Genomic DNA, 22,654 nt, shown 5'->3' with positions numbered 1-22,654 from the left:
CAAAAAAAAGTTTTTGTTTGGTAGTTGGTAGTTGGTAGTTAGTAATTGGTAGTTGGTAATTGGTGATTTGTCACGCACCACTCACTAAATTCCCAACAAACTAGCTAGTAAAGCTTTTTGAGCGTGCATTCGATTTTCAGCTTGATCCCAGACTTTAGAGTGAGAACCTTCTATGACATCGGCGGTTATTTCTTCGCCGCGATGGGCTGGGAGACAGTGTAAAACGATCGCCTCTGAATCGGCAAGACTTAACAATTGTTCGTTGACTTGGTAGGGTTGAAAGATTGGAATGCGGGAATTAGCTTCTGATTCTTGTCCCATACTCGCCCAAACATCGGTATAAAGGACGTGCGATCCTTTAGCTGCTGCTTCTGGATCTTCTGTTACGGTAATTTCAGTGTCTGGTAAGGCGATCGCTTTGGCTTGCTCGACAATTTCTGTTAAAGGTTTAAAATCGGCAGGAGTGGCAATTCTGACATTCATACCTACCAAAGCACAGCCCAACAGCAAAGAATGAGCGACATTGTTACCATCACCTACATAAGTCAAAGTTAGTCCCTTCAACTTACCAAAACATTCTTCTACCGTCAGCAAATCTGCCAAAATTTGACAAGGATGTTCGCGATCGGTGAGAGCGTTAATCACAGGAATTTTGGCATAGTGGGCAAAAGTTTCTAATTGTTGCTGCTCAAAAGTCCGAATCGACAGAATATCTAAATATCGATCTAAAACTCGTGCTGTATCTTCTACAGGTTCGCCGCGGCTAACTTGAGTTGTTGTGGTGTTAAGATCGATTACCTGTCCGCCTAATTGATACATTGCTACAGTAAAGCTGACGCGAGTGCGAGTGGAAGCTTTGTAAAATAGCAATCCTAAAACTTTATTGCACTGAGGCTTTAGCTGCCCTGATTTTAACTGCGCTGCCAGTTGTAGCAATGCTGTAACTTCCTCGGAAGTTAAATCGGCAAGACTTAGTAAATCTCTTCCCTTCAACTCTGCCATGCTGCCTGTAGTAAGTAAAGAACTGTACTAAACGAAAATTGACACAGCTTGCCTTGTTCCGGTTTATTGCTGTGTCAAAAAAGTACTGATTCTTTAGAAAGTAGCAGATTTTTTGGCACATAGCACGGCTAGTTAGCTTGAATCTCCGGACATAATCCTGTCGGTTTCTCCTGTAGAGACATTACTAACGTCTCTACAGGAGAATATTTTCTGTGGCAGGCACAAAATTTTGTTAGCAGCGATCGCGCTATTTGCTCAAAAGAAGCATGACTACTCTTGCTAAAGACTGACAAAATTTGCTATCGTGATTTATTGTGCTGGTGTAGCTCAGTGGTAGAGCAGCTGATTTGTAATCAGCCGGTCGCAGGTTCAAATCCCGTCACCAGCTTTTTTTTCTGCCCCTTGCTAGAAAAGTATTTTAGCCTCTAGTCCAGTACTCGTCAGAGTTAGGGGCGCATATAGGCTCGTGACGCGCTCTCGACACCAGCGACTTAAATCGGACACAACCGTCGAAAAAACATCACGATCGGTCAAGATTTTAGTAAAGAATTTAGTAAAGATGGTAGTCTCAAAAAAGCCAAAACAGAAGGTTGTGCGTCAGGAAAGCGTGGGACTGATATTATGTTTTAGGAAGAAAACTGCTTTTATTCCACGAAGCCATGCCTTGTCCCCTATGTAGTCACGATAAGATCCATAAACAAGGGTTTAACGAGCAAAGGCAGTCAAAGATACCGCTGTCCAAACTGCAAGCAAACATTCACGCTATACCTTTGACACGATTTACTATCGGCGGCAAATCAGTGAGGAGAAAGTGCGGATTGTCTTACAGTCACATTGTGAAGGAACCAGTCTGCGTGGTATTAGTCGGGTGAGCGGTCTATCCTACAACACAGGAGCCAGTCTGGTTCGAGCCGCAAGTCAAAAAGCTCAACGCATTTCATAATGCCGAGGTCTCTTCTGTTGATACGGATGCCGTTGCTGCCGATGAAATGTGGTCGTTTGTCCAAAAAAACAGAAGCACTGCCTACCCGAAGAACTTGAAGTCGGAGACTGCTGGATAGCGCTCTCGTTTAGCCCAGCTAAATGGCTTGATTTTATCTGGTCGTGTAGGCAAGCATAGCGACTCCTTAGCAATTGAGTTAGTGGCTAGTACCCTTCGGCTTGACTAACTGTACCGAATGGCATACAGACAGTTGGAAAGGTTATGAGCGAGTGCTAGGCGATTATGAAGTAGAGCACTACATTAGTAAAGCCTTGACGCAAAAACTGGAGCGCACTAATGGTTCCCTTCGGCAACAGACAGGACGTTGGCATCGAAGACAAAACGCTCTTTGGCAAGATTTGGGAGCAGACGAAAGTCACTTTGCGTTTGATCGTCGGCTACTTCAACTGGATTTGGGTGCATTCTCGTGCGCGGAACCACGGCGGCTCAACGTGCAGACCTAACCTCAGAACCTTGGACTTGGCGAAATATTGCTGTTTATCCCACACTTTGCTGAGGCACAACCATCCGTCTTTATCAGTCGTTTGGCTTCCATGTCTACGGGACTGAACAAGAAACCTTTTCAAGAGATGGGCAATTTTACGACGAGTACTTGATGACTTTAGAATTGAACTCGGACAATGACCATAGTGTATACCAAAAGGGGAAATTGAATGATTGTTAAAGCACAGGAGGCAAAGCATAGTGTTTTTCAGGGTGTGAACTTTGAGGTTCTGGCAGTTGGGGTGGAGACAATGGTCACAAAGATGCATTATGAACCTGGTAATTTTGTTTCTTTTCATTCACATCCGAATGAGCAGAGCGGTTATGTCATTTCAGGTAAATATCGTCTAAATGTTGGAGATCGAGAAGATATCTTAACCACAGGCGACAGCTATTCCATTCCTGCGAATGTCCTTCATAGCATTGAGGTTTTGGAGGCTGGAGAGGTGGTTGATGTTTTCACTCCGCCTAGAGAAGATTATCTAAGATAAACTATCAAAGCATTACGGTCATGGCATAACAATCCGCTTGCACACCGACCGTATAGAAGTGGTTGGTTGAGAACGAGATGCTGTTTGCGGCGGGTGAAGCGGAACGTTCGACCGCTAAGAACTATGGATGAAGGCATTAATTTGAAAGCTATTTATGGAGTCAAGTCAGATTGAAGCGATTGCGAGGGGAAGGGGATCGAAAATAAAATAATTAAGGCGGGATGTCCAAGATGAAGCTCCATCATATGAATCAGATTGATTTTCAGCCTCTCGTTTCTAATTTTCAAGGCACTACAGGGATCATCATTAAAACGCTCGATTCAGGGTCATGCTTTCAGTTCAACCCCAATCTTGTATTTCCTGCGGCAAGTCTGATCAAGCTTCCTATCCTATGGGAATTCTTTCACCAATGTGCAACGGGTTCGCTCGATTTGGCAGAAGAGATCGAGTTGCAAAGTGAGGATATGGTCATCGGTTTTGGGATTCTGCGACAACTCAAGCCTGGGTTGAAATTGTGTTTATACGATTTAGCAGTATTAATGACTGTCGTTAGTGATAACACAGCAACTAATCTCTTGATTGACAAACTTGGTATTGATAACATCAACGATTCAATTCAGTGCATTGGACTTACGCACACTATCTTGCAATACAAGATGTATGATTCTATCAGCACAAGTCAAGATAATCTGACAACTCCCAGTGATATGCTTCGGATGCTGGAGGCTTTTATACAGGATAAGCATCTGCTAAGTAAATATGGCGACGAGCCGCTAAAAATCCTGGAAGGGCAGCAATGTAAAAATAAGCTGCATCTTGGTATCCCGAAGGGGGCACGATTGGCAAATAAAACAGGCGAAACGCTGGGAACCGAACATGACATTGGTGTGTTGTTGGGGCGCGAGGAAACAGTAATCATCGTAGTCATGACTACGGGTCTATCCGAAAACTATCAAGGAATTGAACTTTGTCGAGATGTTGCAAGGCTTGTTTATCAAAATACGTTGTGAGGATGAAGCGCACGCGGTCGAACACAGCGTTGGAGCGGCAAGTAGAAGTTTTCTGTCTACGTTTTGGTTCTCTCCGTTGCCGCTCAACTCTGCCGTTAGTGCTCCAAGGTGTGCGATCGCCTGCCTTGCGAATCACAAATCTACATCACCAGTTGTTCTTGTTGTTCCGCCACTTCTTCTAGTTCTTGGGCAGTTGCAATAGCTGTTTGAGAGATGTAGCTCACGTAATCGCTCTTCAGACACAAGATATTTTTGCTTGGGCAGCGTCTCCTTCAATAGCCGCACGCGATCGCTTTGTGTCATCATTGCTTCTACCTCATCAATCGCCTCTCCCTGCTTGAGTGTCAGGATAGCTATAGCAATGTCGATCTCATCATGGTTGCTATCTCTAAATGCCTCTTTCTGACGCACTTGCTCTTGCAGTACCAAGTATCGTTCTCGCAGTTGCCGTTTGCGCTCTTGGGCAATGCGATCGCTTGCCATTGCTGCCGTTTCCTCATCTTGCGATCGCTGCTGTGTTTCCATTCTAGGAACAGAAAGACGGTTTTGAATTTGCGTCCAAGCATAGCCTCGTCCTATTTGCCTTCCTTGAAATGGCACGCTACCAAGTTTGTAGGAAATCCCTAGAATTTTACCCCGTTCGTCCCGTCGCAACTGCACCTCAACTTCCTGCGCTTCAAGGCGAGCTATAAATTCCTGTAAGCAAGGTTTTCCCTGCAATGCTTTAGAAATTAGCTGCTGTAACTTGACTCGTCGGCTCACCTCACCAGTACGCCGATACCTGCGGACTTCTCCAGTATGAGGCGATCGCTCCTTTTTGCTCCAGCTTGGCACGACTGGTTTTAACTCAAACTGCTGTTCCAGTTGACGCACTAGCACTTCACTGCGGCGGTAATTCCAAGCATCGCTCACTGTAGAGCCGTCAGTAATCCTAATCCGACTGGCAATAATGTGAATGTGGTGATGGTGAGTGTCGGTGTGACGGTACACTACATACTGAGAGCCATGAAAGCCCATTCCCTTGGTGTAGGCATCAGCAATTTCATTCCAATGGCGATCGCTCAACTCCTCATCTGGCGCTACTGATAAGGTGGCGTGGTAGACGCATTTCTTGACTCGAAAGTTTAAGTCTCGCGAGATCCGAAACTCTGCTGCCAGTTGCGATCGGCTTTGCCCTGCCATATTACCACCAATGCGTTGCGCCCCTTCCTTGCCACTAACATAGGACAGGACACCTGCAAAGTTGCTCCCCAACACCTGCTTGGCAATCACAATTCGTCTCCAAAGCCGAGTAAGTCCTGCCTCACCTGCACGAGCAGCTGCTTCAATGGCTCTATGACTTCACTCCCAACAAGCGCCAAATCGCGGTTAGGCTGGGCTTCTAATAGTCTGTAGATTTCTCCAAGCTGGTAATAAAGTTGGCGGTTGACTTGGGGTACAACCTGGCGTTGCTTTTCTATTACCGGAATAGAAAGTGCTACATTTCGCATAAATGCACTCAAACTTAAATCCCCAGCTGTTTTAGCAGCAGTAGCTATTTGTGCTTTTTCTTGAGGAGTCAGTCGAATGCGAACTATTTGGTTTCGTAATGTATTGTCTACCACCACTCGCCTCAAACTCCATAATACAAACTATTGCATTCATGTTACAAAAGCTTTTAACTAAGACGATCGTCTCTACTATTTCTGAGCCAAAAAAGCTGGCAAGAAAATTTGTAATTTTATCCTAACTCATGTAGTCCTCTGACATGGCTTGCTCCTCTAATTGCAGCACCAGCGCGTCATAGGAGCTTCGCATAAGCTGGAGGCAAAGTAGGCGAGTATTTGCTGATTCAGAGCGAGCAACTACTAATTAATATCGAATATTTGCTTGGACTTTGCAAGCTTTAATCAAGTTTTTGCTTATCTTGTTTTTTAAACTAAAAAGAGCTAATAAATAAGCAGGCTATAGCTTTATTCAATCGAATTCTTGCCCAAAATAAATGAACTATTGCTGGCATATGCTTTTTTGTGCTACTAGTTGCTTATTCGACTTTTTTGACATTTCACAAACAACAAGCCGGACAAAAAAGTTTTCATTATCAATATTGAGATCGACAATCGCGATCGAGGACTGTCATGTCTGACGTTACTGTAGCCGCTGATTTCGGCGCATCCTTGGTCAGAGCAATCTTTTCCCTCAACTCGCAATCACAGGCTTTAAAGCCAGAGTTAATGCTGATTGCACCTCAAGTTTTAAGAGTGCCGTCCAAGAGTATCGAGAATTACGAAAAGTACAAGCTGGGAAATTCAATGCCCGAAAACTCAGCTTGGGTGAAACTGGGAAACGATTATTATGCAGTAGGACATTTAGCCAAGACTCATTTCAACGCCGTCCACTGCCTGGAATCGCTCAAAATTGACTCTGCAATTCCCCAACTACTGGCAATTGTAGGGAGTATAGTCCAGAGCAAGCAGATGGGTAATTCATTCTCGCTGTCACTGGGAATCCTCCTGCCTTGGGGTGAGTATACCGACAGAGACAGGTTTGAATCCTACATCAAACAAGCATTGTCTGGATTCTGCTTTCGCGGTAAGGAGTATTTTGTCACGCTGGAATCATTTACCTGCCTGCCAGAGGGAGCGGGGTTGTTTGCACGGGGCAGAGTACCGCACAAGGGAGGCGATCGCTTGCGAAATGCGCGGGAGTTGAACATTGCCGTCCTGATGATTGGCTACCGCAACGCTTCTATTCTATTCATCGAAAAAGGAGCGCTTTCCTGGGGCTGCACGGAAAACTACGGTTTCTCCAGGATGGTAGAAAAAGTGCAGCAATTTACTTCCGGTCAGAAGGCTGAGCGATTAGTGGAAGTTATCTGCTCCGGTTCCAAACCCAGTAAAAAGGCAGTAGCGGGACTAGTACGCACCAACATGGTGGAGTTACGAGAGCAGGAGATGCAAGAAATTGCTGCGGCGATCGCGGATGCCAAGCAAGAGTATATTGCCATCCTCACCAACTGGCTGAAACAGCGGTTGCCCGATCGCCCCGACGAAATTATCGTCAATGGTGGCACTGCCCGTTACTTGCAGCCAGAACTGACGCAGTTTTTCAAGAGTCTGGGTGCTGGGACAACCAACTGGTGCAGCTCCCTAGACGAGCGAGTGGTCAAGACATTTGGCGACTTAGTGAGGGCACAACACCTCCAGTCCCGTTTACTAGATGCATATGGACTATTCTTCCAACTCCACAACCGACCGCTACCACGATTGCGGGACACCGTTGAAACTGCCGAGGGATCGCACCATGACGAAGCCAGAGTTAGCTAAACAGAGTGAGGGCAGCACCGAGCAGGTAAATTTCTCATTCCGCTGCCAACCCAAACGAGACTCAAAGTATGGAGTGTTGCTGAGTTATATCAACGAAGACAGCGCTCAGTTAACTCGTAGAGAACGGGTATTAAATGCCCTGGCAGCCTTTTGGCTACCCTTCGCCTATCATCACCAAGGCGAGATTTCAGTAGAAGAACTGCAACGTCTAGCGCGAAGCAGCATTTATCAGTTGCAACTGCACGTGCAATATTTGAGAGACACGTTTGAGCTTGCAGACACCAATCTGCCAGCTTACGCCTTAAACACAAAACCTGTCAGAAATTCATCTCGCCCTGCAGCAGAAAACTACGTGGAAGAAGATGATGACTGCGAAACGGAGACTGATATCGTCTCCTCCTGGCACTAAGCTAGTCCGTCAACTAACGATTAATGCCTAAAAACGTATGTCGTATTCTAAGGAAGATTTGCAAACAGAGTTTAATCTCGCTTCAGATGACGTAACCCAGACGCTACGCGCCTGCGGGCTATCCCTCAAAAAACGAGTTTACAGCGATCGCGAACGAGAGCGGTTTGCTACTGCCCGTAAGCTGTTTGAGGAAGGGGCTGCCACCTCTTATGACGACATTGCTACCTACTTCCAAAAGGAAGGAGTTGCTGTCGATACTGATGATACCCAAACCAGCGATCGAGAGCCAATAGTGGAGCCAAAACTTACTGCCATGCTAGAAACGCTACGCCAAGAGGCAATAGCCCAAGGATTTGAGATTGGACTTCAGCAAGCCGAGATGATGAAGCAGGTCATACCTCACGCTACTATCCTCCGCCTCCAACAGATGATTCAAAGCGGCGAGTTGAGAACTCAGTTTGAAAGCGTTTGGAAGCAGATGCAGGCGGAGATGGGGGAGTCGCAATCCCTGATGTCAGAGGTAGAAGCACACTGGCAGACGATACAGTTACCATCATCCCCGCCTCCAGCGAGCTTGCCCGAATCATTGATGGAATCATCCGACAGCGACTCATTCTAGAGTTGAAAGAAGACACGCGACGGCTGCAACTGGAGCAGAAACAGCTTGCCCTGGCGGAGGAAAAGAAGGAGAAATACTGGAAAAATGTCCGGCGTTGGGGACGATTGCTCAATACCTGGATTTGGATTATCGCCTATACGGTTGTTATTTTCTCTTTGGGTGCAACATTTGGACTAAATTTCCTACCAAATGCAATCTTATGCCGTGACAAAAACTCGCTCTGCTACATTTTGCGACTATACGGGACAAAGGCAACGCTACCACCTCATCGCTCAGAGCAACGCTAACTACCGAGCAACAGTACGAGCGATCGCTTCGTTGACCCACCCCAATTCATACTCTATGGCTCAAAAATCATGACTCCTCATAACAACCGCTTTCTACCTCCATCTCATGCCCAGAAAGTGCGCCGCCAAAAGGAACGAGAACTAGACCTCGACCTTGATGGCGACGGGCTGACAGTGCGCGAGGAGCTCAAATACGGTCTTCACCCTTATGCACCTGACAGCGATGGCGACGGCATTCACGACGGCGACGAGGTTGCTAGCAATACTAATCCCAGGCACTACAACAACCTCAAGCAGCCACTTCAACAGCGCGATCGCATCAAAGAATACGCAACCAATTGTATTAGTAAAAAAGCAGAACTAAGACAGCGCTACCTAGAACACGCCAAGCGCGTACTGGGAAGACCGCAGCTAACATATGACGAGCTTGCATCTCAAATAGCAAGCGATCGCTGGCTGGCACAAGCTCTCGATTCTCAGGTGTTGCAATCTGCTTACTCTGCCAACGAGCAAGATGCTCAATACCTGCTCTCCCAAAGCCCCTACATTCAATTTCACGCCCATGAAGCCGATTCTACGCCCGATCGCCTCCTTGACTATGCTTATGAAGTGGTGGCTACCACCAACAGCAACGTCCTCAAAACGGACGAAGACCTCTACATCTAGACGAGTGTGTTGGTTTTGTCCCCGTGACTTTGTTATTCCCATTGCTTTTGCTGGAGCCTGGTTTTGGGTGAAGATAGAACTTGCTGCTTACCGTATGTCACCTCCACTAGAGCAGCAGGCAAAAGCCATTGTTACCTTTCCATCAGGCAGCTCGACACTTCAACTAGAGGTAGCGCATAGCGATCGCGATCGAGCAACAGGGTTGATGTATAGGCGATCGCTACCCAGAAATGCTGGTATGCTATTTCCCCTGCTTCATCCATATATACCGAAAATCTGGATGAAGCACGTCAACTTTCCGCTTGACATCATATTTATCAAGCAAGGCAGGATTGAAAGTATCGTCCACAATGCGCCTCCTTGCCAAGGCTTAACCTACTGCCCTACATATAGCCCTCCAGTAGCTGTAGATACAGTACTAGAACTGCTAGGTGGCAGAGCTAAAGAATTGAACCTAGTTATGGGTAGTAAAGTCGTACTGCCAGTTAAACTTGGTATGGTAGTAACTGACCAGTCGCCATAGTTGTATTCTTCTTTTGGGGATGCGATCGCGCTCAAACGCCCTTGCTGCAATGAACTAGTAGGGACAAGGCTACAAACTGAGTTACATTCTAGCTAAATCTCAACTCCAACCGCGTGAAAGGCTTGTTTAACAGCCTGTGCTAAATCGTATTTTTGCTGCTGTGAATAAAGTTCGACTGCTTTACGATAAGCCGATCGCATTTCACGAAAGTTTGTAACATTGCCATCCCGATCCTTAATGTTGAGTAAAACCCAACCTAAATTATGTTGTGCCTCTGCATATTCCGGTTTTAGCTGAATTGCTCTCTCTAGGAATGAGCATGCTTGCGACCATTGGCTCTGTTGTCCCAAAAGTGTGCCTAGACGAAATAAAGTAAAGGGATCGTTGGGAAATCTCTGGCGGCAAGTTTCATAAACTTCGATCGCTTTTTGAATATTTTGCAGATGTTCGTAAGCAATTCCTAAATTCAACAGTACCCAGCCAGGTGTTTGTGCCTGACATTTTGCTTGTTGAAAATTTGGTATGGCATCAGCCCACAAACCAAGTGATGCTTGCTTCCAACCTTTGAAACCCCAAATAAACGAACTGTCAGGTACTTGAGTTACAAACTCTTGAATACACCTGTCTACATCATGAGCCTGCTTAGAAGTGACTGCCCGATCTAGTGCAATCGTTAGGCAAGGATATACCCAATTTTGTAGTTCCTGACATTGATGAGTATGAGTTTGTTTGGACTTGGTGATGGCAAGTCTGGCAGCACGAATGGCTGGTTTCCATTGCTGTTGATTTACAGCAATCCATGCTTGTAGTCCTAAAGCAAAAGCAGAATTATTATCGAGTTGAAGTGCTTTGGATACAGCAGTCTCAGCTTGTTGCCACTTACCCAATTTGCCAAATGCCCATGCTAGATTGGCTTGCATCCAAGCTTCATTGGGTGATAGATTGGCTGCTTGCTGTAACTGATTTACTGCTTCTAACCAATTTGATTTACGACAATTAACAAGCCCTATAACTCCATAGCCCCTGCCATCATTTGGTTTTAGTTGAATAGCTTTTCGGGCAGCAATTTCTGCTTGACTGTCATTGACATGAATTTGAACTAATGCAAGCTCAACGGCTGCTTCACCGTTATTTGGCTCGCTAGCTAAACATTTTTCATAAGCTTGAATAGCTTCGATTAATTTATTTTGCTGAACTAGCTGACGCGATCGCTTTAGGCTTGGAGAAACAAACTTACCCTTTAGAGCATAAATTAATTCATCTGCCGTTTGAAAGCGTTCCTCAACTCGCACTTTCATACCAGTTAAGATGACTTGCTCCATCGTTGAGCTGATTTGAGGTGCTAGCTGTCGAGGAGAAATCAGCGTTTCTGCGGCAATTCTTTCTGTTGCCGAGGCAGGTAATTTTCCTGTTAATAGCTCGTACATTGAAGCACATAAGGCATACAAGTCAGTACTAGCACTACGTCTAGCACGAGAACTATATTGTTCTAATGGAGCATATCCTTCACTAACAATTTGAGTATGATGCTGGGTTTTATCGGTAATAAACTCTCTGGCGGCTCCAAAATCAATCAGAATCGGTAAATCGCGATCGTTAATCAGAATATTATCTGGTTTAATATCTCTATGCAAAATTTGGTTAGCATGAACGATCTGCAAAGCTTCAGCAATCTGAATAAAGTAACGCTTAACACGTTCTTCCTGAAGAAACCCTTGTTCTTTAAGAATTTTTGCTAAAGTTTTACCTTCAACAAAAGCCATAATCATGTATGCAGTATTGTTTTCTTCAAAAGATTCATAGACTTCTACAATACTGGAATGATTGCATTTTTTGATTCGCTCTGCTTCATACCTCAATTCTTGAAGCTGTTTTTGCCGTTCTTGAGGCGTGATACTAGAGGACCAAATTACACTTTTTCCCTGTCTGCTAGCTTTTTCGGGCCAGTTTTCTTTAATAGCAATACATCTAGAATGAGTTATGTCAAATCCTTTATAAGTAATGGCGAAACCGCCTTCACCGATTTTTTCTTCTATTCTATATTTTCCTTGCTGAAGTAAAGTACCAGGAGGCAAATAATAAGATGCCTCTGTCAAAGGTGTACCACAACTAATACAATTAGCTGCTGTATCAGCATTATTAGTCAAGCAGGTTGGGCAGGAAATAGACATTTTAGTATGAATGATTTATGCAAAGCTTTAATGCTAAAATGGTGGCGTTGTCATGCGCTCCCCGCGCCAACACTTGCTCGATGGTTAATTCCACAGCAGAGTTAATGGTGCGATCGCAGGTAAAAATTTCAGCTAACTCGTTTGGTGGAACTAAATCCCAAACTCCATCAGAACAGAGAATCAGAATATCGCCATCTTCAAGCGGCATTGCTACTGTACCGAAACGGCTTAAAGTTTGAATATAGCCTTCACTTAACCTTGGTTTTGAGCCAAGAGACTTAGTTAAAACATTGCGGTCTGGATGAGTATGACTTTCTTCATAAGCGAGCTGACCGCTAGCAATTAGCATAGATACCATTGAGTGATCTTCACTCAACTGACAAAGCCGATTTTTTCTTAATAAGTAAATCCGGCTATCTCCCACATGAGCGATCGCTAAATCTTGTCCAGTTGCTAAAACTATACTTAAAGTCGTCCCTCCCTCTCGCACGCGCTCGGTTACGCATTCATTTGCTTTTTCTACTAAAGAGATTAGCCATTCAGCACGTTGACTCTGATTCATTAGATCGGCAGGTATAGGAGCATCAAGTACCGTTTGTACGGCTAGATTGCTTGCTAAATCTCCTTGAGTCATACCTCCCATACCATCGGCTACAATTCCTAATATGAGTGGCTCTAAATTACTGAAATAATGCTGTCTAATTCCATAACTATCTTCGTTTTGTAAGCGGCTCAATCCCACTGTTGACTGAGCGTATGCTTCCCAGTGGATGCGAGGAGTAAGTATAGACTGACGGCTTTTTACTAGTAGATTTAATAATTGTGATAAAGGAAATCTTTCTTCAGGTAGCGGGGAAAGGCAGGTTTTGATAATTTGATGTAAGAGAGGAATTGGTTTGATGTCCAAAGAGGGACTGTGACTTTGAGATGGAAGCTGGCGATGAATTGCTTGATATAATAATGAACCTACTGTATAGGTACTCTTTAGCTCATCAATAGTACAATTACTGTCGTAGGCAATTTCAGGAGCGCAGTAGTTTCCTATGAAACCAGACGAGAGGCGATCGCCAACAGAATAAGCACCTGTTAAATCGAAAAATTTAACTAGCGATCCTGTTTGAATGAATTGAGGAAATATTTGAATGAAACACCAAGACTGCTGAGAAGTATAGCGGAAGAATTGGCAGATTTGGCTTGAAAGGAATAATATCTGCTCTAAACAATTATCCTGAGTTAAACAAGCTTCTAATGTTTCTTCAGGATTTGGTAAATAACTTAGTAGTATGAGTTTACGTCCTGTAACCTCAGAACCAATTTCTATTTCTTCATAGAACTCTTCCTCTAAATACTCTGATTCTGTTTCTATTATTGGTACTAAATTGTCATCGCTGAATTCGTCTACGCGATTTTCGTAGGGATCGCTTCGCGAAACGCTCGCTTCCTCTTCTATTTTTTTGGCAGATACATAAACTGAATCTTCTGTTACAGCAGCCAGCAATTCAGCCACCATCTTGTAATTTCCAAGTGCTTGCCGTAGCTGTAGTTCGCGATTGAGTCCACCATCTGTAGAACCTACACGCAGTAATCCCAACTTTTCGGAATTGACTTCATCTGTTTCAGTCTCGTAACTATAGATCGTGGCTTGGAAATAATGAATATCTGCAAATTGACCCAGATGAGATAAAATTTCTATTCTAAAATTTGCTATGTAGCAGCAAATATTTTCTTGAACAGATAAAGATGCAGATTCAGTTAACAATGTTGTCATAGGATAAAATTATTAGAAGCTAGAATAAGCACTACTATTTTCATCAAGCTTGAAATAGAAAACGAATTTTTCCAAATGCAATTTCGTCTCCAGAAATCATCATCTCTGGGATAGTGATTCTAGCTCCGAATTGTCTTTGTCCATAACGTTTAATAAAAACACCATTGGTCGAACCAAGATCTTTGATTTTCCATTGATTTCCTTCGTAATAAATTTCTGCATGATTGCGTGAAATTGTTTCATCTCCACTGAATCCTTCTAAATCCAAATCCACCGGACCTGTATCTGGATCGAACCGTCCCACAACTACATTATTTCCATCTAAAATAAATTCTGAAATAGATGCACCTGCTTGTTTAGAAATGAGTTTAGCGTTATCTACTCCATTAGTAGCACTGGAAGAATTAGTTATTGTGGGTGACGGATGAGGAACTGGCGGTGCGGGTTGTGGTATTGGGGGTTGAATCTCTGTAGCGACTGTAGCATCACTTGAAGCCGTTATCTGAACTGGAATAGGAGGTAAAGGAGCTTCTATAGATGTACAACCAATTTCAGAACCACAGACTTCACAAAATTCTGTACCAACTGGATTTTCATGCAGACAAGAAGGACAAGTAGCAGCCATTAATTTATCTCCTGATTTTTGAGTGAAGAATATTGAAAAAATCGCGAAATTTACGTCCCTGAGAGTTGACGAATTTGATCTTCTAAAATCACGTCATTTATATCGCCACCAATTCTGACGGTCTTACCTTTGGAACCCATTTTGATTGTTTTAGAAGTACCTGAAGAAATGCGGCGGGTTTTACGTAACTCATTTTGAGCTTCTGTCAGAGATTCCGTCATCGCTTGATTGCCAATTCTTTGAGTCATGCGGCGTGCTGTTTCTAACAGTTCTTCCGCACGTAGAGGATTTTGCTCTGCAACTTTTGTCGCTTCGCTTACTAGTTGAGCAATATTGCATTGTTGTACGTAGTCCATCACTTCGCGATCGACTTGAGCGGCAAAATCCGATCCTGCAACAAATTGCAAGACTAAATTTTGCGGGGGAAGTTCGCCGCGCCTGTTTTGTCCTGGGACATCGTAGGTTAAGCCAAGTTGTGCAATGCGGACGCGAGAAGCTGCTCGGCTTTCTACGGCGAACTCTAGAATAAAAACTGTTTCATCATTAGCCGCAGCATTACCAATGGGGTAGGGTTCCTGAATTAAAGGAAATTCAGCTTGGGAAGGATAAGCGCGGACAATGCGGCTGAGTTTTACTCCTTTAACTGTCTTGACCGTCATCGCTAGGTTAGTTATGACTTCCTGCTGTGCTTGAGTGAATTCTTCAGCGATCGCTTTTGGCAAATCGGCAATTGAAACTTGAGTTCCAGTCGCGTTTTCTGGAACTATATGTAGGAGACGACCGCCAGTAGTATCGCTCAGCGAGATCAGCAGTTCTTCGTTATACTCGCCAACTCCCAGAGCTGTGATGGGGATGTTATTGGTCGCAAATTGTTTAGCTAGTTCTCGACATTGCTCTTCATCAAATGTCTGTCCATCGGTAAAAAGTAAAGTCCGGCGACAAGTCATATCTCGATCTGCGATCGCGTTTAAGGCGTGATGCATACCCAAACCCATGCGCGTACCGCCTGAAAAATTACGGAGTTTGGCGATCGCATCTTCCAATTTACTGACTTCGGTTGCAGGTGTTAGTCCAATAATGGTTGAGGCTCGATCGTCAAATTGCACAATGGAAATGCGATCGCTACGGTCTAATTTTCCTGAATGAATCAGCTGGCGTAAAGATTCGATGACAATATCTATTTTTGACTCTCCTCCTGTCACTTCATGGTAATAATTGCCATCAACCTGATAGGTTCTACCAGTAGGTTGTGGAACGCCAGTGACAATTTCATACATCGAACCACTGGTATCGATGACAAAAGTAAAGGCGGTGGAGGGACGTGTGGTAGAAACTTCTTTTGTCGGTCGTAGCTTCAGCATCAAAAATAACTTTTGCTCTGGTGCGTCGGCTGGTAAGAATTCTCGGTGAGAGGCGATCGCTACATTTAGCATTCTGTATTATCTCCTAGTTAATTATTATGAAAAAAGCAGTAGTGGTAGCATTCCCCCACATGGTTCTATATCTGAAATGCTTGGTTCAATTAAAGCTGGTATTTTTTGATTTCCTATTTCTTGTAAGTTGGAAAGATTTGTAGCAAGTAATGATGGTAAGTCCAGAGTAATTAAACTATCTCGATATCCTTCTTTAATATCTTGAATCCAATTGGCGATTGCTCGATTGAGATAAGTATCATTGATTTTGCACAGACTCTGTTTTTGTAAGTTATTGCGGAGGCTTTCGCGAATTTCTAAGTTAAAAACTTGTTCTGGATTATTTTCTTGGATCGGATTTAAGTCTAAGACATATCTGTATTCATTTTGAGAATCTTGAGTTTTTAGAATTAATGCATATTTTGTCATAGAACAACCAAATCCCATCTATAGATTTGACTTCATCCAACACTTTACTGACTCACTACTTTCCCCATTCACTAGTTCACAATTCAGAATTTTTGTTATTCTTAATTATCGAATTCCCTACCAAATTTAACGAGTTATTTTCTTATAGTCATAAATTTTCCAAACTCCGTTGTCTTTCTCGAACAGGTAAATAAAGTCTGAAGTGTATAAACCTGAATTCTTCCGATCAATTGCTTTTGGTCCGTGAAGGTATAATTCTTCAGAAACATTTACAATAATTGCTGGTCGGCTTCCTGAATAAAAAAATGAAATGACTTTATTAATTGTAGAAAATTTATAAGTGTAGTAAGAATCATGGCTGCTAAGCCAATCAATTGAACCACCAGGCTTTAATTTATCCTGGTACAATTTTCCAGTTGCGTATTTCTCAACTAAACTTCGGTCAAAACTAGGACCAAAAATATAGGGTTTGGCTTTATACCAGTTTTGAACCAATTCAATTGCTTCGTCTTGGCTCAAATCAGCTGCTTCTGTTGTTGAAAAATTAGAAGCAGGAGTTTCTGAGGTAGAAGTGTTTGTAGAATTATCAGTATAAGTTGTAGAATCTTCTATAGTAGGACTTGGAGTTTCTGAACTAGAAGTGCTTGTAGAATTATCAGCAGAAGTTGTAGAATCTTCTATAGTAGGACTTGGAGTTTCTGAACTAGAAGTTTTTGAAGTAGAAGCCTCTTCCTTTGAAGAAGCTACAGCAGATTGAGAAGCCTCTAGAGTCCCTAAACTCATTTCTAAGTTAAAAGTTGTAGATCCTTTAGGCGCAGATACTTGAAGAGCATATTTTCCAGTTTGTGGCAACTCTCCACTACTTAAAAGTTGTGTATCAGGAGCATAAATCCAGATACAAATATCATCATTAGTGCGATAGCTTAGCTTTTGACCAGCTTGAGCGGTGAATGTATATCCAACAGATTTGTCAGCACTAGCTTGACCAGATTTAATGAGCGATTGATTATTTAATTGACTTTCTTCCGGTTTAGTTAAAGCAGTTTTAGGTTTTTCAGGGCATCCTGTAGATGCTTGAGCAGTTTGAGGTGGTGGTGAAACTTTTTGTAATGCTTGGCATCCACTAATTATTAATAGTATTGAAAATATAAATAGCTTTTTCATCATATAAAAACCTATTCATTAAGATTGAGAGTTCTAACTGTAGGCTGACCAACTTCAGCATCACTAATTTCAGAATTAACAAAATTGGCAAAATCTTTAGATTTTTCTTCGTTAGTAAACGATGCAACTTGAATTGCTATTTCTTGGGTATCTTTCCGTCGAACTTTCAGAGCATCTTGACAAAAAAGCGATCGCGCTTTGTCTAAATTAGTCTCGTTGTATGGGATGAATACTGGATAAAAGGTGACTGGATAATCACGTGAATCGCTAGGAAGAGGATCGCCACAGGATGTTTTAGGAAAGTCAGATGAGGAAAATTGATATCTTTGGGGGGCAGATGAATTAGCTGATGTAGATTGAAAGGTATAATTTTTAGATACTCGTTCTAGTTCTCCTAGTCCCATTTCGATTTCAAAAGTTGTAGAGCCTGTCAGTGCCGCAACCTGCATCGTGTATTTACCATCTAAGGGTAAATTTGTACTATTGACGATTTCATTGTTGGGTGTGAAAACCCAGGTACAAATGTTTTGATTAGTCCGATAGCTAATCCTTTGACCCGCATTCGCTTCAAAAGCATATCCCTGGTCTTTACCAGGACTAACCACACCTGTTTCTTTTACAGTTTGAGAGCCAAAATATATAGATTTGACGCGATCGCTACTTAATGAACCTTCAGGTCGATCGGGACATTTATTTGATGTGCTGCTTACCGTGTTGGCACTTTTGACGGCAGTACTACACCCAGCGAGAATTAATAGCATGAAGCAGACTAGTGCCTTTTTTATGCTGCTTTGAGCAGGAAGAAACATTTCACTAAGCCTCCTGCGCTTCACGTTTGAGGTGTTTTGCCCAAAGCGAAAACGGAAGTACACCAGCAACGCCGATTGTTAGTAATACGATCGCCAACATTAGTAGGCGTGTTGACAACGGTAGCGATCGCCCGAATACTGTTATGGTGTAAGGCTTGGATTCTGATGTTACCGATTGGACTTTGACGCTAACATCGTGCTTGGAGCCTCGTTCGCCACTGGGATCGGTGTAGACAATCTCATACTCTCCGAGTAGAGCATTTAGGAAGACTTTCAACTTAGCGGCGACTGTCTCAGCATCAGGAGAAAATTCAGCAATCCCACCAGTCGCTTTAGCTATTTCTGCTAAACGCTTTTGGTCAACAAACTCTTCCTCTGGGACTTTATTTGGAGCTGTACCAATATCTGCTCGTGTAGCAGGATGTTTAAGCTGATATTTTTGTCCCAGTTGCTCTGATGTCAAGCCGTAACCCAAAGTATGAACGATAATTCTGTCATTTTGCTTTAACAATGAGATCAGGCTGTCAAAATCTTGTTGCTCGTTAGGTTTGTTGTGATAGCCATCAGATAAAAGAACAACGGCTAGTTTTGGTTGCGGCTGCGAAGATTCTTCTGAGGCTTTTTCTGTTACGTAAAAGCGGCTATCTTCTAGGCTGCTTAAAAAGTTGATGGTTTTAGTTACAGGCTCGTAAAGGTTGGTAGAAGCACAAGGAATTTGACCGCCAAGAAAATCGAGGTAGTTACCGAGTTTAAAATCACTAGCAGGGAAAAACTTATCCAGATTCTCTCTATCAACTGGATAGCCACTGCAATTAACACCAGGATCGCCAAAGGGTACAATTGCTATTTGCGTATTGGGACTTCGCTCTGCTATGGCTGCTGTAAATTTTCTGATAGCCGCGATCGCACCCTCAAGCTTGGTTGTTCCTCGGCTATCCATCTGCTGCATACTACCACTGAAATCCAGCAGCACTACGATCCAGGTGGGAGGGGGTTCGGTCTGTTCGGAACTTTTCCAGTTTTTGCTTTTAAACTTAACTGTTGTTTTGTCAACTTCTACATTAAAATCAGTTGGCTGTAGACCCATCAAAGGTCTATTATTAGTGTCTGTAACTTTGATGCGGAGTTTAACTTCATCCTCATGAACTGTGGGATTGCCCACGATTTCGATAGTTTTAACTTGACCCCAACTGGGACTGCAAAGACAACCAGCCAGCAATATAGATAAGCTAAGCCTGCGGGTCCAGAAAACGATTGTAGTAGACAAACCGGAATAATTTTTTCTCATTGTCTGTACCTTTGTCTTGGAGGTAAAAAGTCAAAACGAAGTTATGTTTCAAGCGAATCGATCTGCGGGAAGTCAAACGTTCACCATTGACTTCTACGGTGTGGAAAAATTTAGGGTCGGGAACTAGAGTTGTCTGACGAGGTTGAAGTTCTATTTCAGCCGCATGTAAAGGTAATCCAGGGATGCGGATGTGTGCCTTTTCATCAGAACCAATACCGATTTTTCCTTTAGCAGGTAGTTGAATTGATAGACCTTCTTCGATCTGATCTGCTTCGCTATCGGTGACAAACTTTAGTTTGGATTGCTTGTCAATGATGGGATGTGCATTTGCATTGCGATCGCTGCTATCGTCATATATTGGCTCTCCAGTGTACTCAAAACCCGCTCCAGCTCTGAGTGCAGCCATGTAGCTAGGAGATGTGGAAACGCTAAACACGAAACCGAGTAAAGTTCCTAAAATTGAGAAGCCGATGGGATCTTCAACTTTTTTCATCGCCTGCATCAGTTCGGGTAATGACTGCCGTAGCATCTCGAATATTAAAGCGGCTGCTAAACTAGCAGCGATACTGCCAATTAAACCCGTCCAAAAGCGTTGTTGGAAACGCTTGCGATCCCCTGCTTCGATACTGCGCCAGCGCCAAGTCACTCCTTCTGCAATGCCTGTAGAGCTACCAATAAGCAACCAGCCTAGAGTTCTTACAATTGGCGTGGGTACGCGAATTGCTGGCAAGAACAAGATTTCAGAAATCCCCCCAGCAACTAAACCCGCCAGTAATCCCAGTCCAGCCGCAATACTGACAGGAAGCACAGCAATTTTTAAATTCATTTTTGGTCTAGTCGGGTTACTGACAAAGATTTCAGTAAAGACAAAGGCAATGGCAAGAGAGATTGCTATGCAAGGAGACAGAACTATAGATGGAAACTGCTGTATAAAGCCTTGCTCAGTCAGGATAAATTGACCTAGATTCCAGCCAATTAATGCCGAAGTAATTCCAGCTAATATATAAAGATAAATTCTCATGATAAATTTAGCTATTAAAATTGATAAAATATCATTTTTCAGTTTCTTTCTTCAATTTTTTAACTATGTCTTGTTTTAATTTTTGAATTGTGTCTCCATTGTCTTTGATAATTCCGTCAGCTTTAGCCTCGTCATTATTGAATTTGGCTTTTTGATAAGAATAAATTGCATTTATCCATTTCAACTCTTCAGTTTTATCGCCAGATGTATTTTTAAATATTTCGTCGCTTAAATCTGATTTTTGAAAAACAGTTTTAATTTCCTCTCTGATTAAGCGTTGAAAATCATCATCTTTTGATAATTTTTCAACGAATGTTTTAATAGATCTTTTTGTAGTTTCAAATTGTGTTACCGCCTTCTGTTTTTTAGGGTTTTGGATTGATTGTTCTTCGGATGTCTCGGATGGCTTGTCTTTAGAAGGTGTAGAAGCTGTGCTTCCTTGATTATTAGGTGTTACAGCCTCTGTGGGCTGAGTGGTTGACGAACCTGCAAGTAAAAACTTACCACCTGCTAAGCCAAGTACAAGACTAAGTATTGTCAATATAATTACAAATGGAACGCGCACTTCTATACTCCCGATTTTTAATATTACAAGCCACAAAAATTCTGGAATAGTTATTTCTCTTTCAACGCCAATACCATAAAGGTTACACTGCCAATCATTGGGACGAACCTGAAAAAAAATATTTTTGGGAACTTTGCCCAATCCTATGTGATAGAAAATTACTGATAATTTGGAATAGCCTAACTGCTCAAAAAGCTTAGCAAATGCCTGATATTTCTCCTGTGGCACGCAAGAACGTATTTGCCAGTATTTTTTGAGTTCTTCCCAGATCTTCTGCCAAGATTGTTCTGTTAGTTTAAAATCTAAATCTTGAGAGCTTCTAGCAAATTTGCTCATCAACTGCAAATCATGCTCGATGTCTTGAATGACTTGATAATGAAACTTAGCCCAAAGTCCGTTTGTAGTTGTAAACAACTGGTATACGATGTCTACTGAAACTTTTTGAGTGAGAAGCTGGGGAAGTAAAATCCTGATTCCTTCAATAATCTTGACTTCAAGGTTTGGTGCTGTGGCAGAAATTTGACTTAAAGAATTTCTGATTTGAGATTGAAACTCAGCAGATATTGTAGAGTTCTCATTCTGTTTACTCCCTTTCTCTAGCCAAGCAAGATAATCGACTAACGTTTCTGGAATGACAATAGCCCTCAGCGTTAATAGCCGCACCATTTGAGGACTATAAATTCCTTGCTTGAGTGCATTATTAGCACCTTGACCGTCAAAAATTTCTTTCCAATAGCTTTCAGGAATTTCGATGTTTCCTAAAGGTTCTGCGATCGCCTGTACGTGTTCAAGCTTCACCCTGGAACTATTGATCAATCCCTTAATTGCAGATTTGATGGCTTGTTCATCTACATCTAGTGTCGTGGCTTGAGGAATGCTAAGTTTGGCTTTTTGCAACAGTTCGTAGGCGCGATCGCTAGCAGCTCGAACGATAAAAAATCGTCCTGGTTGCTCCAGGGCTTCAACATTATACGCCCATGAGACTAATTGATTATTACCGTCATTTATGACTTTTTTATTAGCCAGCCTACTGACGACCTGTAATGTATATTCTGAATCTGGCGGAATCAGAATCGGTGTGGAGGAATCGATGAGTAAATTTTCAGTTTCAGGTGGTAGATCGATCTGAGGCGGAGTAAAACTAGGGCATAAATTAGGTTGCTCTATCTCTTTAGTATCAAACGGGTTAAAAACAGGCATTTCCCCGTTATGCAATTGCTGATAATTTTCAATCCAGCCCAGTATTTTCCAGAGGTTGTTAACTCTCTTGTCTCCCTCATAAAGAAAGTAACGGTAGAAAGAGGCACTCCGCCCCTTTTCATCTCGTCCGCGTGTCACTATGGCAATGACTGACCAATCAGACTCTTCACTCCCTGACACCACACGACCAATAATCGCTGGTTCATCGCTAGTGGCACCCTCCGCTACTGCAAATTCTTTGTTAGCAATTGAACGCTGGACAGCATGAGGAATGGGATCGATAGTTGCATTCATGTACTGCCCAGTGAAGCCCAGCGACACCCAACCACCGTCAGCAGTTCTCTCAGCGCGGATGCCAGTGCTGAATTCATGAATCTGAATTTCTGTCTGTGTAGTCATCATCT

General features: G+C 42.9%; 21 protein-coding genes, 1 tRNA gene and 1 pseudogene. 10 read left to right on the top strand and 13 right to left on the bottom strand.

Features of this window, described 5'->3' with window-relative positions; translation table 11 throughout:
- Nucleotides 1-84: 84 nt before the first annotated feature.
- Entirely contained in the window at nucleotides 85-1,002 is a 918-nt protein-coding gene (gene argF, locus M5J74_RS20660) for an ornithine carbamoyltransferase (protein ID WP_015155905.1), read from the bottom strand.
- 316 nt (nucleotides 1,003-1,318) lie between these two features.
- Here argF and M5J74_RS20655 point away from each other — a divergent pair.
- The 4 genes and pseudogenes from M5J74_RS20655 (at nucleotide 1,319) to M5J74_RS20640 (ending at nucleotide 3,989) form a co-directional block, all read left to right on the top strand.
- Nucleotides 1,319-1,390, top strand: a tRNA-Thr gene (locus M5J74_RS20655).
- Between the two features lie 271 nt (nucleotides 1,391-1,661).
- A pseudogene (locus tag M5J74_RS20650) lies at nucleotides 1,662-2,501 on the top strand (IS1 family transposase).
- Between the two features lie 157 nt (nucleotides 2,502-2,658).
- Nucleotides 2,659-2,979: a cupin domain-containing protein gene (locus M5J74_RS20645; RefSeq protein ID WP_015155904.1), complete on the top strand. Its 321-nt coding sequence runs from the start codon at nucleotides 2,659-2,661 to the stop codon at nucleotides 2,977-2,979.
- A 245-nt stretch (nucleotides 2,980-3,224) separates the two neighbouring features.
- Entirely contained in the window at nucleotides 3,225-3,989 is a 765-nt protein-coding gene (locus M5J74_RS20640; protein WP_250013040.1) for a serine hydrolase, read from the top strand.
- Nucleotides 3,990-4,121: 132 nt separating this feature from the next.
- Here M5J74_RS20640 and M5J74_RS20635 read toward each other — a convergent pair whose 3' ends face one another.
- Nucleotides 4,122-5,261: a relaxase/mobilization nuclease domain-containing protein gene (locus tag M5J74_RS20635; protein ID WP_250013039.1), complete on the bottom strand. Its 1,140-nt coding sequence runs from the start codon at nucleotides 5,259-5,261 to the stop codon at nucleotides 4,122-4,124.
- On the bottom strand, nucleotides 5,258-5,593 hold the full coding sequence (locus tag M5J74_RS20630; protein WP_250013038.1) for a hypothetical protein: 336 nt from the start codon (nucleotides 5,591-5,593) through the stop codon (nucleotides 5,258-5,260). Before M5J74_RS20630 ends, M5J74_RS20635 begins: the two co-directional genes overlap by 4 nt.
- A gap of 513 nt (nucleotides 5,594-6,106) precedes the next feature.
- On the opposite strand from M5J74_RS20630, the gene M5J74_RS20625 reads away from it, so the two are divergent.
- The 6 genes from M5J74_RS20625 to M5J74_RS20600 all read left to right on the top strand — a co-directional run bounded on the left by M5J74_RS20625 (nucleotide 6,107) and on the right by M5J74_RS20600 (nucleotide 9,798).
- A complete protein-coding gene (locus M5J74_RS20625; protein WP_250013037.1) occupies nucleotides 6,107-7,294 on the top strand; it encodes a ParM/StbA family protein in 1,188 nt (395 codons plus the stop codon).
- Nucleotides 7,272-7,703 (top strand): hypothetical protein, encoded by a 432-nt coding sequence (locus M5J74_RS20620; protein ID WP_250013036.1) that lies wholly within the window; start codon nucleotides 7,272-7,274, stop codon nucleotides 7,701-7,703. Before M5J74_RS20625 ends, M5J74_RS20620 begins: the two co-directional genes overlap by 23 nt.
- A gap of 37 nt (nucleotides 7,704-7,740) precedes the next feature.
- A complete protein-coding gene (locus tag M5J74_RS20615; RefSeq protein WP_250013035.1) occupies nucleotides 7,741-8,322 on the top strand; it encodes a hypothetical protein in 582 nt (193 codons plus the stop codon).
- 2 nt (nucleotides 8,323-8,324) lie between these two features.
- The gene (locus M5J74_RS20610; protein ID WP_250013034.1) at nucleotides 8,325-8,609 is read left to right on the top strand and encodes a hypothetical protein; all 285 of its coding nucleotides are present in this window, start codon (nucleotides 8,325-8,327) and stop codon (nucleotides 8,607-8,609) included.
- Nucleotides 8,610-8,678: 69 nt separating this feature from the next.
- Nucleotides 8,679-9,275 carry a thrombospondin type 3 repeat-containing protein gene (locus tag M5J74_RS20605; RefSeq protein ID WP_250013033.1) on the top strand — a complete coding sequence of 199 codons (597 nt, stop codon included), beginning with the start codon at nucleotides 8,679-8,681 and terminating at the stop codon, nucleotides 9,273-9,275.
- A gap of 4 nt (nucleotides 9,276-9,279) precedes the next feature.
- Entirely contained in the window at nucleotides 9,280-9,798 is a 519-nt protein-coding gene (locus M5J74_RS20600) for a DUF192 domain-containing protein (RefSeq protein ID WP_250013032.1), read from the top strand.
- A gap of 92 nt (nucleotides 9,799-9,890) precedes the next feature.
- Here M5J74_RS20600 and M5J74_RS20595 read toward each other — a convergent pair whose 3' ends face one another.
- The 10 genes from M5J74_RS20595 to M5J74_RS20550 form a co-directional block, all read right to left on the bottom strand.
- Nucleotides 9,891-11,969 (bottom strand): serine/threonine-protein kinase, encoded by a 2,079-nt coding sequence (locus tag M5J74_RS20595; RefSeq protein WP_250013031.1) that lies wholly within the window; start codon nucleotides 11,967-11,969, stop codon nucleotides 9,891-9,893.
- A gap of 1 nt (nucleotide 11,970) precedes the next feature.
- A complete protein-coding gene (locus M5J74_RS20590) occupies nucleotides 11,971-13,737 on the bottom strand; it encodes a PP2C family serine/threonine-protein phosphatase (protein ID WP_250013030.1) in 1,767 nt (588 codons plus the stop codon).
- Between the two features lie 43 nt (nucleotides 13,738-13,780).
- The gene (locus M5J74_RS20585) at nucleotides 13,781-14,362 is read right to left on the bottom strand and encodes an FHA domain-containing protein (protein ID WP_250013029.1); all 582 of its coding nucleotides are present in this window, start codon (nucleotides 14,360-14,362) and stop codon (nucleotides 13,781-13,783) included.
- Nucleotides 14,363-14,412: 50 nt separating this feature from the next.
- Entirely contained in the window at nucleotides 14,413-15,795 is a 1,383-nt protein-coding gene (locus tag M5J74_RS20580; protein WP_250013028.1) for a VWA domain-containing protein, read from the bottom strand.
- Nucleotides 15,796-15,819: 24 nt separating this feature from the next.
- A complete protein-coding gene (locus M5J74_RS20575; protein WP_250013027.1) occupies nucleotides 15,820-16,203 on the bottom strand; it encodes a hypothetical protein in 384 nt (127 codons plus the stop codon).
- Between the two features lie 126 nt (nucleotides 16,204-16,329).
- Nucleotides 16,330-17,370 carry an ARC6/PARC6 family protein gene (locus M5J74_RS20570; RefSeq protein WP_250013026.1) on the bottom strand — a complete coding sequence of 347 codons (1,041 nt, stop codon included), beginning with the start codon at nucleotides 17,368-17,370 and terminating at the stop codon, nucleotides 16,330-16,332.
- A gap of 8 nt (nucleotides 17,371-17,378) precedes the next feature.
- On the bottom strand, nucleotides 17,379-18,176 hold the full coding sequence (locus M5J74_RS20565; RefSeq protein WP_015155888.1) for a hypothetical protein: 798 nt from the start codon (nucleotides 18,174-18,176) through the stop codon (nucleotides 17,379-17,381).
- Nucleotides 18,177-18,180: 4 nt separating this feature from the next.
- Entirely contained in the window at nucleotides 18,181-19,464 is a 1,284-nt protein-coding gene (locus M5J74_RS20560; protein WP_250013025.1) for a vWA domain-containing protein, read from the bottom strand.
- Nucleotides 19,406-20,485, bottom strand: coding sequence for a hypothetical protein (locus tag M5J74_RS20555; RefSeq protein WP_250013024.1), 1,080 nt, complete (start codon nucleotides 20,483-20,485; stop codon nucleotides 19,406-19,408). The genes M5J74_RS20560 and M5J74_RS20555 overlap by 59 nt, the downstream gene beginning before the upstream one ends.
- A gap of 31 nt (nucleotides 20,486-20,516) precedes the next feature.
- Nucleotides 20,517-22,652, bottom strand: a complete 2,136-nt coding sequence (locus tag M5J74_RS20550; protein WP_250013023.1) for a hypothetical protein — start codon at nucleotides 22,650-22,652, stop codon at nucleotides 20,517-20,519.
- Nucleotides 22,653-22,654 lie beyond the last annotated feature (2 nt).

Origin of the sequence: Chroococcidiopsis sp. CCNUC1, from assembly GCF_023546805.1 — a bacterium.
Taxonomy (GTDB): Bacteria; Cyanobacteriota; Cyanobacteriia; order Cyanobacteriales; family Chroococcidiopsidaceae; genus Chroococcidiopsis; species Chroococcidiopsis thermalis.
This window is presented reverse-complemented; position numbering and strand designations above follow the sequence as displayed.